This is a genomic window from Serratia marcescens subsp. marcescens ATCC 13880 (assembly GCF_017299535.1).
In the GTDB taxonomy this organism is placed as follows: domain Bacteria; phylum Pseudomonadota; class Gammaproteobacteria; order Enterobacterales; family Enterobacteriaceae; genus Serratia; species Serratia marcescens.
The window spans coordinates 1,613,741-1,627,612 of the sequence record NZ_CP071238.1 but is presented as its reverse complement, the minus strand read 5'-3'; the positions used below and the strand labels follow the sequence as shown (position 1 = coordinate 1,627,612).

Below are 13,872 nucleotides of genomic sequence, written 5' to 3'. Positions count from 1 at the left end.
GCGCCACACCGACGGTGCATCCCGCGCCGTTAGTCCTTGTCGATTCGACTGGCTACTGCGCCCTGCTGATCGCGATATTTTGCGTCCTGCCGGCTGTTATAAGGCCGGGCCGCCGGGCCGGACAACGGCTCAAAACTCAAGGCGCCAATCAGCATCCCCGGCCGCAGCGCCAGCGGCAGCTTGCCGGAGTTGTAAAACTCCAGCACGATGCGCCCATGCCAGCCCGGATCGATACGGTGCGCAGTGACGTGTACCATCAGCCCCAGGCGCGCCAGAGAAGAACGGCCGTCGAGCCAACCCACGAGATCGTCCGGCAACGTCACGGATTCAAACGTCACCGCCAGGGCCAGCTCGCCGGGATGAAGGAAGAATGCCTCGCCTTCCGGCAGGACAATCTCGTCGCTCATCACGCGATCCAACGCGGCGCTGACTTCGTCTTTCGGTCCGCTAAGATCGATAAAAGGCGCGGTATGGCCACTGAACACGCGGAACTGATTGCCCAAACGGACATCTACTGTGGCCCCGTTGATGCGTTCGAGCGGCGGGCGCGGGGAAATCACCAGTTTCTCGCTATCCAGCCAGGCTTCTATATCGCGGTCGCACAGTCTCATGTCTCTCTTCTCCATCAAAACGCATAACTAAACAAAAATTGCCACACAACGGGCGAAAGGTCTACGCCGGGGTGCAAATAGTTGGCCGCCGGCCGGAAATGCACATTTCCGGCCATTAAGGGGCATTATTCAAAGAATTGGCTGATTTTGGCTTTCAGAATATCGATCGCGATACGGTTTTTGCCACCGCGCGGGACGATGATATCGGCGTATTGTTTGGAAGGTTCGATAAATTGCAGGAACATCGGGCGCACGGTCTTCTGGTATTGCGCCATCACCGAATCCATCGAGCGACCGCGCTCGTTGACGTCGCGCTTCATACGGCGCATCAGGCAGATATCCAGCGGCGTGTCGACGAAGATCGAGAAGTTCATCTCCTGGCGCAAACGGATATCCGTCAGCAGCAAGATCCCTTCCAGAATGATCACTTTTTTAGGTTCCAGGTGGACGGTTTCTTTCTTGCGCGTGTGTTCGGTGTAGCTATACAGCGGCAGCTCGATCGCCTTACCGGCCTTCAGCATCTGCAGATGCTGGAACAGCAGGTTATGATCCATGGCGCTCGGGTGGTCATAGTTGGTTTTGACCCGTTCTTCCATGGTCAGGTGAGTCTGGTCTTTATAGTAACTGTCTTCTGGAATAACGCCGATGTGCTCATCACCGACTTGCTCGCGGAGTTCGCGGTACAACGTGCTGGCGATAAGGCTTTTTCCGGAGGCAGATGCGCCAGCTATACCAATAATGACGCACTGATGCGGATTGTCAGTCATAAAATTAAAGACCTGATTTCATAGTGTGAAGGGGGGAACTAAAACGCGACAATTATAGGGAGTCGCCGGGGATTGCGCCACTGTATATTGCGCGGCGGCGGGTGAATTCGGGCTGCCACGCCACGGGCACGCGGCATTTTAAGATTCTCACGGCTAGGGCGATGCCCCGCAACAGGTTACACTCCTGCGCTGACTTAGGGACCCCGTAGTCTTTCATCGGAGAATGATGTGCTGGATTGGTATTTTTTGACTTTTTTCGGCGACAGCATGCTGCTGCTGCCCTGCGCGCTGATTCTGTTTTTATTGCTGCTCGCATCGCCCGCCACCCGCGTTGCAGGTTGGCAATGGGCGCTGATTTTCGGTTTCACCGGCGGACTGGTCTGCCTGTCCAAGTTGGCCTTTATGGGCTGGGGCATTGGTAGCGCAAGTTATGATTTCACCGGATTCAGCGGCCATTCGGCCCTCGCGGCCAGCATCTGGCCGCCGCTGCTTTGGGCTTTAACCGGTCGATTTTCCCATCCGGTGCGCAGCATCGCGCTGGTGACCGGATGGATATTGCCTTTCACCATCGGCGTGTCGCGCCTGGAAATCCGCGTGCATTCGGTATCCGAGGTCATCAGCGGGCTGATGTTAGGCTACCTGGCCAGCGCGCTGTTTTTATGGCTGCAGCGAGGGAAAGCGCGACCACAGCTTGCCTGGCCGCATTTGGCCATCGCGCTGGCCTTGCCGTTGGCGCTGATGGGACAGCGGCAGCCGGCCCCCACCCAGGGATTGCTGGAACATATCGCCAAAACGCTGGCGCAGATCGAACGCCCTTATACCCGGGCAGATTTGCACAACCCTACCCGCATCCCATAAAAAAACCCGGCGCTTAAGCCGGGTTTTTCATCGCCATAGGCAGATTACAGCGCGCGGAAGGCAATCTCCGTCGGGATCGCTTCACCCTGCCAATACATCTGCGCGGCCACGCGGCCGGCCAGTTGACGATACATGTCGGCGAATTCGCTCTCCGGGCGGCTGATCACCGTCGGCGTACCGCGATCCAGATCTTCGCGCAGCGAGATGTGCAGCGGCATCTGCCCCAGCAGACGGCTGTTATATTTCTGCACCAGCTTCTCGGCGCCGCCGGTGCCAAAGATCGGCTCATGGTGGCCGCAGTGGCTGCAGATGTGCACGCTCATGTTTTCGACGATGCCCAGCACCGGCACATGCACTTTCTCGAACATCACGATGCCCTTGGCGGCATCCAGCAGGGCGATATCCTGCGGCGTGGTGACCACCAGCGCGCCGGTCACCGGAATGTTCTGCGACAGCGTCAGCTGAATGTCGCCGGTGCCCGGCGGCATGTCCAGCACCAGATAATCCAGATCCGGCCACAGCGTATCCTGCAGCAGCTGCATCAGCGCCTTGCTGGCCATCGGGCCGCGCCACACCATGGCGTTGTCGTCGGTCACCAGATAACCGATGGAGTTGGTCGCCAGGCCGTGCGCCATGATCGGCGCCATGTGCTGCCCGTCCGGCGAAGTCGGCCGTTCATGTTCGGTGCCCAGCATATTGGGGATCGACGGGCCGTAAATGTCGGCGTCCAGAATGCCGACCTTGGCGCCTTCGGCGGCCAGCGCCAGCGCCAGGTTGACGGCGGTGCTGGATTTCCCCACCCCGCCTTTGCCGGAGCTGACGGCGATGATGTTGCGCACGCCTTTGATCCCGGCTTGGCCGTTGGCGCGTTTCAGCGTCGTGATATCGTGTTTCAGCTTCCAGTCGATGGCGGCGGCGCCGGTCACGCGCAACAGCTCAGGGCCGACGCTCGCCTGCAGCGCTTCAAAACCGCTCTGCCAGGCAAACGGCATCGTCAGTTCGATATGCAGTACGTCGTCCAATAATGCGCAGTGATGAATAGCCTTCAGCGCGGTCAGGTTGTTTTTCAACGTCGGGTGTTCAAAGGCGGCCAGTACACCGGTCACCAGGGCGCGCAGAACTTCGGGGTTGGTCTGCTCAGGGGATTTTGCGTTCATCCCGGCTCCTTGATTTTGAATGAGTCGCTTCCGGCTAAGCATATCAGAACTGCCCGGTAGCTGGCGCGTATAACCTGTAAGAAACCGCCCTAGCAGCGAAGGGCGCGATCGGTTAACATCGAAGGCCCTTTTATTCATTACAGAAAGCAAGTTCTCACTATGGCTCAAGTCGCGAAAAAATTATTGGTGACGTGCGCGCTACCGTACGCAAATGGTTCCATCCATCTCGGCCACATGCTCGAGCACATCCAGGCGGATATCTGGGTGCGTTACCAACGAATGCGCGGCCACGAAGTGCATTTCATCTGCGCGGACGACGCGCACGGCACGCCGATCATGCTGAAAGCGCAGCAACTGGGTGTGAAACCGGAAGAAATGATCGCGGAGATGAGCCAAGAGCACCAACAGGATTTCGCCGGCTTTGGCATCAGCTATGACAACTACCATTCGACCCATAGCGATGAAAACCGTGAGCTGTCCACCCTGATTTACAGCCGCCTGAAAGAAAACGGTTTTATCAAGAACCGCACCATTTCTCAGCTGTACGATCCGGAGAAAGGCATGTTCCTGCCGGACCGTTTCGTGAAGGGCACCTGCCCTAAATGCAAATCGCCGGATCAGTACGGCGACAACTGCGAAGTGTGCGGCGCCACCTACAGCCCGACGGAACTGATCGATCCGAAGTCCGTAGTTTCCGGCGCGACGCCGGTGATGCGCGACTCGGAGCACTTCTTCTTCGATCTGCCGGCCTTCAGCGAAATGCTGCAGGCGTGGACGCGCTCCGGCGCGCTGCAAGAGCAGGTGGCGAACAAGATGCAGGAGTGGTTCGAATCCGGTCTGCAGCAGTGGGACATCTCCCGCGATGCGCCTTACTTCGGCTTCGAAATCCCGGATGCGCCGGGCAAATACTTCTACGTCTGGCTGGACGCGCCGATCGGCTACATGGGTTCCTTCAAGAACCTGTGCGACAAGCGCGGCGATCTGGACTTCGACGAGTTCTGGCGCAAAGACGCCACCACCGAGCTGTATCACTTTATCGGCAAGGACATCGTCTACTTCCACAGCCTGTTCTGGCCGGCGATGCTGGAAGGCAGCAATTTCCGCAAACCGACCAACCTGTTCGTGCACGGCTACGTGACGGTGAACGGCGCCAAGATGTCCAAATCGCGCGGCACCTTCATCAAGGCCGGCACCTACCTGCAGCATCTGGACGCCGACTGCCTGCGTTATTACTACGCCGCCAAGCTCTCTTCACGCATTGATGACATCGATCTCAATCTGGAAGACTTCGTGCAGCGCGTGAACGCCGACATCGTCAACAAGGTGGTGAACCTGGCGTCACGCAACGCCGGCTTTATCAACAAGCGCTTCGGCGGCAAGCTGGCCGACAGCCTGGCCGATCCGGCGCTGTACCAGACCTTCGTCGACGCGGCGCAGAGCATCGCCGAAGCCTACGCTGGCCGCGAGTTCAACCGCGCGATCCGCGAAATCATGGCGCTGGCCGATCTGGCCAACCGTTACGTGGATGAGCAGGCGCCGTGGGTGGTGGCGAAAGAAGAAGGCCGCGATGCCGATCTGCAGGCCATCTGCTCGATGGGCATTAACCTGTTCCGCGTGCTGATGACTTACCTGAAGCCGGTGCTGCCTTCGCTGACCGAACGTGCCGAAGCGTTCCTCAACGCCGAGCTGAGCTGGGACGCGATCCCGCAACCGCTGCTGGGCCATCAGGTGAACGCATTCAAAGCGCTGTTCAACCGCATCGATCTGGACAAGGTCAGCGAAATGGTCAACGCCTCGAAGGAAGACATGGCCGCCGCCAAACCGGTGACCGGTCCATTGGCCGATGATCCCATTCAGGAAACCATCACCTTCGACGACTTCGCCAAGGTGGACATGCGCATCGCCCTGATCAAGAGCGCCGACTTTGTCGAAGGCTCCGACAAACTGCTGAAACTGCAGTTGGACCTGGGCGGTGAATCGCGCCAGATCTTCTCCGGCATCCGCTCCGCTTACCCGGATCCGAAAGCGCTGGAAGGCCGCCTGACCATCATGGTCGCCAACCTGGCGCCGCGCAAAATGCGCTTCGGCATTTCAGAAGGCATGGTGATGGCGGCAGGCCCCGGTGGGAAAGAGATCTTCCTGCTGAGCCCGGACAGCGGCGCGCAGCCTGGCATGCAGGTCAAGTAATCGCGCAGATGCGTGGCATAGGGAGGGTCGAGCTTGCTCGGCCCTTTTTTTTATGCCCCAATCCCCACGTTATAAGCATGAAGAAAAAGTCATAACCGCCCTGATTCCCCTGCTCGCCGCATCCGGCTATGATGCTCCGAAACCCAAAATAGACGTCCAGACAGAAAGACTGCTATAACAGACCTTCACCGGGATCGTTTCCCTGCTTTTTTGGAGCCTATAATAATGAAAAACCTCAAAACTTCGCTGCTCGCCCTCAGTCTGCTGGCCGCCCTGCCGCTGCAGGCGGCGGAAAACGCCGCCGTGCCGGCCGCCATCGCTCAACATCAGGGGCCGGTGCGCATCGCGGTGATCCGCAACCTCGGATCCGACGACAACACCACGCAATTTTTGGCGGGCGCCATTCAGGAAGGGCGCAAGCTGGGCTTCAAGGTGGACACCTTCCTCAGCAACGGCGACGATGCGCGCTTCCAGGACTTCGTCAACCAGGCTATCAGCCAGAAATATGACGGCATTATTCTCTCGCAGGGGCGAGCCCCCTATTCCACCGAGCTGGTTAAACGCATCGCGGCGGCCGGCATCGCCGTCGCGGCGTTCGATACCGACGTCGGCGGCCACGTTCCCGGCGTCACCGTCTCGCAGCAGGACGACGCTTCGCTGGCTAACGCCTCGTTCGGCCAGTTGGTGAAGGATTTCAACGGCCAGGCCAACATCATCAAACTCTGGGTAGCAGGCTTCCCGCCGATGGAGCGCCGCCAGGCCGCCTATCAGCAGTTGCTGAAACAGCATCCGGGCATTCACGAGCTGGAATCGATTGGCGCGGTTTCATCCGACGTGCAGGGCGATACCGCCAATAAAGTGGGTGCGGTGCTGGCGAAATACCCGAAAGGCAAGATTGACGCCATCTGGGGCACCTGGGACGCTTTCACCCAGGGCGCTTACAAGGCGCTGAAAGAGAACGGCCGCACCGAAATCAAACTGTACAGCATCGACATCTCCAACCAGGACTTGCAGCTGATGCGCGAAGCCGGCAGCCCATGGCAGGTCAGCGTGGCGGTGGATCCGAAGCTGATCGGCGCGGTCAACCTGCGCCTGGTGGCCAACAAGATCGCCGGGGAAAGCACGCCGGACAGCTATCAATTCAAAGCGGCGGTCATTCCGCAGGCGCTGCTGCTGGCGCAGCCGGGGCCGGTCAACGTCGCCGGGCTGGCGAAGATCATCCCCGGCTGGGGCACCAGCAGCGATTTCGTTCAGCCGTGGTTCGCCACGCTGCAGGCCGAACACGGTAAATAATGCTGTTTTTGACGAGGCTGCCGACGCAGCCTCTGTTTTTAAACTAATTATCGGCTTTCCCCTTCCGTCCTCGCCAAAATACGCTATGTTATCTGCATCGCCCAATAACTGTATGCATAAACAGGCTTCGAATGAAGGGATTCCCCTCGCTGATTAACATGCTGCTGGCCAGTTCGCTGGTGTTGACCATCGGCCGCGGCGTGACGCTGCCGTTCATCACCATCTACCTCACCGAGCATTTCCATCTGCTGCCGAAGAGCGTGGGCGTGATCCTGGGCGTCAGCCTGACCCTCGGCATCCTTGCCAGCCTGTACGGCGGCTATCTGGTGGACAAATTCAGCAAGAACCGCCTGATCCTGCTGTCGATTGTATTGTTTGCGCTGAGCTTCTTAGCCATTCCCTGGATCCCGCGCCCCGGCGGCGTGATCGTGGTGCTGGCCATCTTGCATACCTGTTATTCGGTGCTAAGCATCACCATTAAGGCCTGTTTCGCCGACGGGTTGCCGGTTGAGCAGCGCATCAAGGCTTTTTCCATCAACTACACGCTGGTCAACGTCGGCTGGGCGATCGGTTCTGCGCTCGGCGTTCTGGTGGCCGGGCTTAGCCCGCTGCTGCCGTTTTACCTGTCGGGCGGGTTGGCGCTGGCGACGGTGGCGGCGCTAAGCCTGCGCTTGCGCGGCCGGCAACAGCGCGCAACGCCTGCCGCCGCTGTACCGGCCGCGCTCCCCAACTTCCGCCAGACGCTGACTATCCTGCGGAGCGATCGGCGGCTGATCTACTTCACCCTCGGCAGCACCCTGGGCGCCGTGGTGTTCGGTCAGTTCACCGGCTATCTGTCGCAGTATCTGATCACCGTCTCCAGCGCCGAGTTCGCCTACAAAATCATCGGGCTGGTGATGATCGTCAACGCCAGCATCGTCATCGCCCTGCAATACCTGCTCAGCCGCGGCATGCGCCAGGAAAACATGCTGCGCTGGCTGGTGCTGGGCACGCTGTTTTTCATCGTCGGGCTGCTCGGTTTCATGGCGGCCGGCCAGGCGGTCTGGCTATGGCTGGCGGCGATGGCGGTGTTTACCCTCGGCGAAATCATCGTTATCCCGGTGGAATACATGTTTATCGACTTTATCGCGCCGCCGCACCTGAAAGGCAGCTACTATGGGGTACAAAACCTCAGCGCGCTGGGCGGCGCCATCAACCCGGTGCTGTGCGGGGTGCTGCTCAGCTATGCCGCGCCGCCGTTGATGTTCGTGATGCTGATCGCCGCCGCCCTGCTCAGCCTGCTGTTTTTCTTCCTCGGCCACCGGCTGGCAGAACACGCGGCGGCGGCGGCCGAAGACGTACGCTGATCCCGCAGGCAGCGGCCAATACGGGCTGTCAACCCGCCGCTCGGGCATAGCACCCATAGCGAGAATTCATGGTGCGATCTGTGGCATGGCTCACAGTTTAATTGTATGATGAATACATCAGTTAAACGGGAAAAGACAATGGCCAACGTGCTCACACTGTGCTGGAAATACCTAAGGGCCCTGCTCCTCATCTACCTGTGTCTGTTCGTCGGCAACGCGGTGGCGGCGCTGCTGCCGTTTGCCATTCCCGGCAGCATCATCGGCATGCTGCTGCTGTTCGCCCTGCTCTCAACCCAGATTATGCCGGCCAAATGGGTTAAACCCGGCTGCCATTTGCTGATCCGCTATATGGTGCTGCTGTTCGTGCCGATCGGCGTCGGGGTGATGAAATACTACGACCAGATCGTCGCGCATCTGGGCCCGCTGGTTATCTCTTGCCTCATCAGCACGCTGATGGTGCTGGTGGTGGTCGGCTATACCTCACACTATTTTCATCGCGAGCGCCGCATCGCCGGCAAGCCCGACGACACGGAGGGCAACTCATGATCCACGAAATCTGGTGGTCGCTGCCGCTGACGCTGGCGGTCTATTTCGGCGCGCGCTGGCTGGCGCGCAAGCTGAATATGCCGCTGCTCAACCCGCTGCTGGTGTCCATGGCGGTGATCATCCCGCTGCTGCTGCTCACCGGCATTCCCTATGAGCGCTACTTTCAGGGCAGCAAAATCCTCAACGATCTGCTGCAGCCGGCGGTCGTCGCGCTGGCCTTCCCGCTCTATGAGCAGCTGCACCAAATCCGCGCACGCTGGAAGTCGATTATCACGGTGTGCTTCATCGGCAGCCTGACCGCCATGATCAGCGGCGGCGCCATCGCCCTGTGGTTGGGCGCCACGCCGGAAATCGCCGCCTCTATCTTGCCGAAATCGGTCACTACGCCGATCGCGATGGCCGTCGCGGACTCGCTCGGCGGCATTCCGGCGATCAGCGCGGTTTGCGTTATTTTCGTCGGCATCCTCGGCGCCGTGTTCGGCCACACGCTGTTCAACCTGTTGAAAATCACCACCCCCTCGGCGCGTGGCCTGGCGATGGGCACAGCTTCCCACGCGCTGGGCACCGCGCGCTGCGCGGAGATGGACTATCAGGAGGGCGCCTTCGGCTCGCTGGCGTTGGTCATTTGCGGCATCATCACCTCGCTGCTGGCGCCGTTTGTGTTTCCGGTGCTGCTGCATCTGTTCGGTTGATCAGGGTGAAACTTGCGATACATCTCGCATTTATGTATTTCATTGCATTAATTTCATTAATTAAGAGACATTAATCACACTTTAATGTCTCTGGCCTGCCTAGAATGTTATCCCGTTAACCCGTAGAGAGACTTTCTATGCATCCGCGTTTTCACACCGCTTTCAGCGCACTGCCCGCGACACTGCAATCCGCCCTGCAGCCCTATCTGGACGCGTCCGACTTTCCGGCGATGTTCACGGCCGAGCAAGCGGCGGCGATCCGTTCAGGCTGCGGGTTGGACGATGACGCGCTGGCATTCGCGCTGCTGCCGCTGGCGGCGGCCTGCTCGTTAACCCCGATATCGCATTTCCACGTCGGCGCCATCGCGCGCGGGCAAAGCGGCAATCTCTATTTCGGCGCCAATATGGAATTCAGCGGCGCGCCGCTGCAGCAATCCGTGCATGCGGAACAAAGCGCAGTGACTCACGCCTGGCTGCGCGGCGAAAAAGCGCTGGCCTCGATCACCGTCAACTATACGCCGTGCGGCCACTGCCGCCAGTTTATGAATGAGCTGAACAGCGGCGGCGCGCTGCAAATCCGTTTGCCTGGCCGCGCGCCGGCCACGCTGGCGGACTATCTGCCGGACGCCTTCGGCCCGAAAGATCTGGATGTCGCTTCACTGCTGATGGACGAGGTCAATCACGGGCATCAACTGCCGCTGAACGATGCGCTGACGCAAGCGGCGCTGGCGGCGGCCAACCGGAGCCACGCGCCGTACAGCAACGCCCACAGCGGCGTGGCGCTGGAAACGGCAGACGGCAATATCTACGCCGGCCGCTATGCGGAAAACGCCGCTTTTAACCCGAGCCTGCCGCCGCTGCAGGCCGCGCTGATCCTGCTGAACCTCTCCGGCGGCGACTGCCGGGCTATCCGTCGCGCCGTCCTGGCCGAACCGCAGGACGCGAGCATCAGCCAATGGGACGCCACCCGCGTCACCCTGGCGGGGCTGGGTTGCCAAAACGTCAGCCGCGCCGCCTTCTAAGCGCACGACGGCGGGGCCATCCGGTTCCGCCGCTAACAGCACCGCCCGCCAAATACAATGCCCCGACGCCGCCAGAGACACTTTCTTTAGTTAAAAAATCATTTGATTGTCGATAATTACGCCAACCTGGTTCATCATCGGGCAACAAATGCTGTACATCTTCTCTTTATCTTTTAGGATCGTCGGCAATACAGTTATCTGATACGTGAAGAGTAAAACTGATGGAACTAGAATACGAAAGCAAACGCCCGCTCTACATCCCTTACGCCGGCCCGATTCTGCTGGAATTTCCGCTGCTGAACAAAGGCAGCGCTTTCACCGAGGAAGAACGTAGCCACTTTAACCTGCACGGCCTGCTGCCGGAAGCGGTGGAGACCATCGAAGAACAGGTGGAACGCGCCTACCGTCAGTATCAGGATTTCAAGAACGATAATGATAAGCACATCTACCTGCGCAACATCCAGGACACCAACGAAACCCTGTTCTACCGTCTGCTGGACTCGCACCTGAGCGAGATGATGCCGATCATCTACACCCCGACCGTCGGCGAGGCCTGCGAACACTTCTCCGATATCTATCGCCGTGCGCGCGGGTTGTTCATCTCCTACCCGAACCGCGATCGCATCGATGACATGCTGCAAAACGCCACCAAGCAGAACGTTAAGGTGATCGTGGTCACCGACGGCGAACGCATTCTCGGCCTGGGCGACCAGGGCATCGGCGGCATGGGCATCCCAATCGGCAAGCTGTCGCTGTATACCGCCTGCGGCGGCATCAGCCCGGCCTATACCCTGCCGGTGGTGCTGGACGTCGGCACCAACAACCCGCAGCGCCTCAACGATCCGCTGTACATGGGCTGGCGCCATCCGCGCATCTCCGGCGAGGAATATCACGCCTTCGTCGAAGAGTTTATTCAGGCGGTCAAACGCCGCTGGCCGAACGTCCTGCTGCAGTTCGAAGACTTCGCGCAGAACAACGCCACCCCGTTGTTGAACCGCTACCGCGACGAGATTTGCTGCTTCAACGACGACATTCAGGGCACCGCCGCGGTCACCCTCGGCAGCCTGATCGCCGCCAGCCGCGCCGCCGGCAGCCAGCTGCGCGATCAGACCGTCACCTTCCTCGGCGCCGGTTCCGCCGGCTGCGGCATCGCCGAGCAGATCATCGCGCAGATGAAATCCGAAGGGTTGAGCGAAGACGAAGCGCGCGCCCGCGTGTTCATGGTTGACCGTTTCGGCCTGCTGACCGACAAACTGCCGAACCTGCTCGACTTTCAGAGCAAGCTGGTGCAGAAGAGCGACAATCTGGCCGGTTGGGAAACCGCCAGCGACGCCATCTCGCTGCTGGACGTGGTGCGCAACGCCAAGCCGACCATTCTGATCGGCGTGTCCGGCCAGCCGGGGCTGTTTACCGAAGAGCTGATCCGCGAGATGCACAAGCACTGCGAACGCCCTATCGTGATGCCGCTGTCCAACCCGACCTCGCGCGTGGAAGCCCGTCCGGAAGACATCATCAACTGGACCGACGGCGCCGCACTGGTGGCGACCGGCAGCCCGTTCGCGCCGGTAAGCTATAAAGAGCAGCTGTACCCGATCGCCCAGTGCAATAACTCCTACATCTTCCCGGGGATCGGTCTGGGCGTGCTGGCCTCCGGCGCCACTCGCGTCACCGATGCCATGCTGATGGCCGCCAGCCGCGCGCTGGCGGACTGTTCGCCGCTGGCCACCGACGGCCACGGCGCGCTGCTGCCGAATATCGACGATATTCAGGGCGTGTCGAAGTGCATCGCCATGGAAGTGGGTAAAGCCGCCCAGCTGCAGGGCGTGGCGATCGTCACCTCCGAAGATGCGCTGTCGAAAGCCATCGAGCACAACTTCTGGCGGCCGCAGTACCGCAGCTACAAGCGCACCTCGTTCTGAATGGTGAGCTGAAATGACCCAGCCCGGCTCCGCCGGGCTTTTTTGTGCGGCAAAACCGCCGAAAAATGCGGCGGCGCGCGTGCTTCAGGCGGTTCGCGTCTTGCGTCGGTCGGTCAGGTAAAGTAGCCTTGATCCATCTTTTTCAGCCCGGCGCGCGTAAGGCAACAACATGTGGAAACGCCTGATCATCAGCCTGTTCATCATCATTGCGGTGTTGATGGGTTCGGCTATTGCGCTCGATCGCTGGATCAGTTGGAAAACCGCGCCTTACGTCTACGACGAACTGCAGGAATTGCCGCACCGCCAGGTCGGCGTGGTGCTCGGCACCGCCAAGTATTACCGCACCGGAGTGATCAACCAGTACTACCGTTACCGCATTCAGGGGGCGATCAACGCCTATAACAGCGGCAAGGTGAAATACCTGCTGCTGAGCGGCGACAACGCCCAGCAAAGCTATAACGAACCGATGACCATGCGGCGCGATCTGATCGCCGCCGGCGTGGCGCCGAGCGATATCGTGCTGGACTACGCCGGTTTCCGCACCCTGGACTCCATCGTGCGCACCCGCAAGGTGTTCGACACCAACGATTTCATCATCATCACCCAGCGCTTCCACTGCGAGCGCGCGCTATTCATCGCCCTGCACATGGGCATTCAGGCGCAGTGTTACGCGGTGCCGTCGCCGAAAGACATGATGACGGTGCGCGCCCGCGAGATCTTCGCTCGCCTGGGCGCGCTGACCGATCTGTACATCCTCAAGCGCGAACCGCGCTTCCTCGGCCCGCTGATCCCAATCTCCGCCATGCACACCGTGCCGGAAGACGCCCAGGGCTATCCCGCCGTGTCACCGGAACAGTTGGTTGAGCTGGAGCACAAGCTGAAAGAAGAGAAGCAGAGAACCAAACAGCCTTAATCATCCGGCAGAGGGTTTGACACCCGCCTCGGCAACACGCTAAAAGGGCGTATTATCCGAGATAAAACAAAGTGTTAACGAATACCGGATGATTTGCGTAAAGCGCTCTCTACGTACGCTGACAGCTTATTGCGGCATTGAAAGCGGGGATGCCCTTCTGCCACCGCCGAATGAACTATTCAAACGGTCCAATTCAATGAAGAGGACCATCAGATCATTGCTGTCCAGTCCAATCAGGGCGAGTTCCTGTACCAGTGATTGCAAGAGCAATTGTTTGCGGGCGTCAGGGGAACCAGAAGAAAGCATGGCTTCAATCAACACGAAGTTGGCGCTGCGGGGGGAATCCAGGTCAGGATAAGTGGGATCCACATATAAATCGTCTTCCTCAAGACGGATAAAGCGCTGGAATTGATCGTTCGCAGGATAGCCGGTTTTTACTACCGCCGCGTGAATAGCTGATGAAATTCTTTTCTTATCAAGCGTATTACGACTTTTCAGCGTAATGGTAAATACAGGCATAGTTTGCTCCCCGGAAACGGTAGGTGAAACAAGTTTACTGAC

General features: G+C 59.5%; 13 protein-coding genes. 9 read left to right on the top strand and 4 right to left on the bottom strand.

Translation table 11 applies throughout. From position 1 onward, the window contains the following. Positions 1–29 precede the first annotated feature (29 nt). Together dcd and udk are read right to left on the bottom strand one after the other, a co-directional pair. Positions 30–611: a dCTP deaminase gene (gene dcd / locus J0F90_RS07760; RefSeq protein ID WP_019454407.1), complete on the bottom strand. Its 582-nt coding sequence runs from the start codon at positions 609–611 to the stop codon at positions 30–32. Between the two features lie 125 nt (positions 612–736). Further along, positions 737–1,378, bottom strand: a complete 642-nt coding sequence (udk, locus tag J0F90_RS07755) for a uridine kinase (protein WP_004938922.1) — start codon at positions 1,376–1,378, stop codon at positions 737–739. A gap of 228 nt (positions 1,379–1,606) precedes the next feature. On the opposite strand from udk, the gene J0F90_RS07750 reads away from it, so the two are divergent. Further along, positions 1,607–2,236 (top strand): phosphatase PAP2 family protein, encoded by a 630-nt coding sequence (locus J0F90_RS07750; protein WP_033640876.1) that lies wholly within the window; start codon positions 1,607–1,609, stop codon positions 2,234–2,236. A gap of 44 nt (positions 2,237–2,280) precedes the next feature. Here J0F90_RS07750 and apbC read toward each other — a convergent pair whose 3' ends face one another. Continuing rightward, positions 2,281–3,393 (bottom strand): iron-sulfur cluster carrier protein ApbC, encoded by a 1,113-nt coding sequence (gene apbC, locus J0F90_RS07745; RefSeq protein WP_016928441.1) that lies wholly within the window; start codon positions 3,391–3,393, stop codon positions 2,281–2,283. Between the two features lie 159 nt (positions 3,394–3,552). Between apbC and metG the strand changes: the two genes are divergently transcribed. The 8 genes from metG (at position 3,553) to sanA (ending at position 13,311) form a co-directional block, all read left to right on the top strand. Beyond that, positions 3,553–5,580 carry a methionine--tRNA ligase gene (metG, locus tag J0F90_RS07740; protein ID WP_033640877.1) on the top strand — a complete coding sequence of 676 codons (2,028 nt, stop codon included), beginning with the start codon at positions 3,553–3,555 and terminating at the stop codon, positions 5,578–5,580. Positions 5,581–5,805: 225 nt separating this feature from the next. Next, the gene (locus J0F90_RS07735) at positions 5,806–6,873 is read left to right on the top strand and encodes a sugar ABC transporter substrate-binding protein (RefSeq protein ID WP_033640878.1); all 1,068 of its coding nucleotides are present in this window, start codon (positions 5,806–5,808) and stop codon (positions 6,871–6,873) included. A gap of 131 nt (positions 6,874–7,004) precedes the next feature. Then, entirely contained in the window at positions 7,005–8,219 is a 1,215-nt protein-coding gene (locus J0F90_RS07730; RefSeq protein WP_033640879.1) for an MFS transporter, read from the top strand. Positions 8,220–8,357: 138 nt separating this feature from the next. After that, positions 8,358–8,765, top strand: a complete 408-nt coding sequence (locus J0F90_RS07725) for a CidA/LrgA family protein (RefSeq protein WP_004938939.1) — start codon at positions 8,358–8,360, stop codon at positions 8,763–8,765. Beyond that, positions 8,762–9,457: a CidB/LrgB family autolysis modulator gene (locus J0F90_RS07720; protein ID WP_016928446.1), complete on the top strand. Its 696-nt coding sequence runs from the start codon at positions 8,762–8,764 to the stop codon at positions 9,455–9,457. The genes J0F90_RS07725 and J0F90_RS07720 overlap by 4 nt, the downstream gene beginning before the upstream one ends. Before the next feature lie 137 nt (positions 9,458–9,594). After that, positions 9,595–10,479 carry a cytidine deaminase gene (gene cdd, locus J0F90_RS07715; protein ID WP_033640880.1) on the top strand — a complete coding sequence of 295 codons (885 nt, stop codon included), beginning with the start codon at positions 9,595–9,597 and terminating at the stop codon, positions 10,477–10,479. Between the two features lie 221 nt (positions 10,480–10,700). After that, positions 10,701–12,398 (top strand): NAD-dependent malic enzyme, encoded by a 1,698-nt coding sequence (locus tag J0F90_RS07710; RefSeq protein ID WP_004938945.1) that lies wholly within the window; start codon positions 10,701–10,703, stop codon positions 12,396–12,398. A 169-nt stretch (positions 12,399–12,567) separates the two neighbouring features. Further along, complete coding sequence (sanA, locus tag J0F90_RS07705; RefSeq protein ID WP_033640881.1) at positions 12,568–13,311, top strand: outer membrane permeability protein SanA; 744 nt, start codon at positions 12,568–12,570, stop codon at positions 13,309–13,311. Between the two features lie 126 nt (positions 13,312–13,437). Here sanA and J0F90_RS07700 read toward each other — a convergent pair whose 3' ends face one another. Beyond that, positions 13,438–13,830 (bottom strand): tautomerase family protein, encoded by a 393-nt coding sequence (locus tag J0F90_RS07700; protein WP_033640882.1) that lies wholly within the window; start codon positions 13,828–13,830, stop codon positions 13,438–13,440. Between the last annotated feature and the right edge of the window lie 42 nt (positions 13,831–13,872).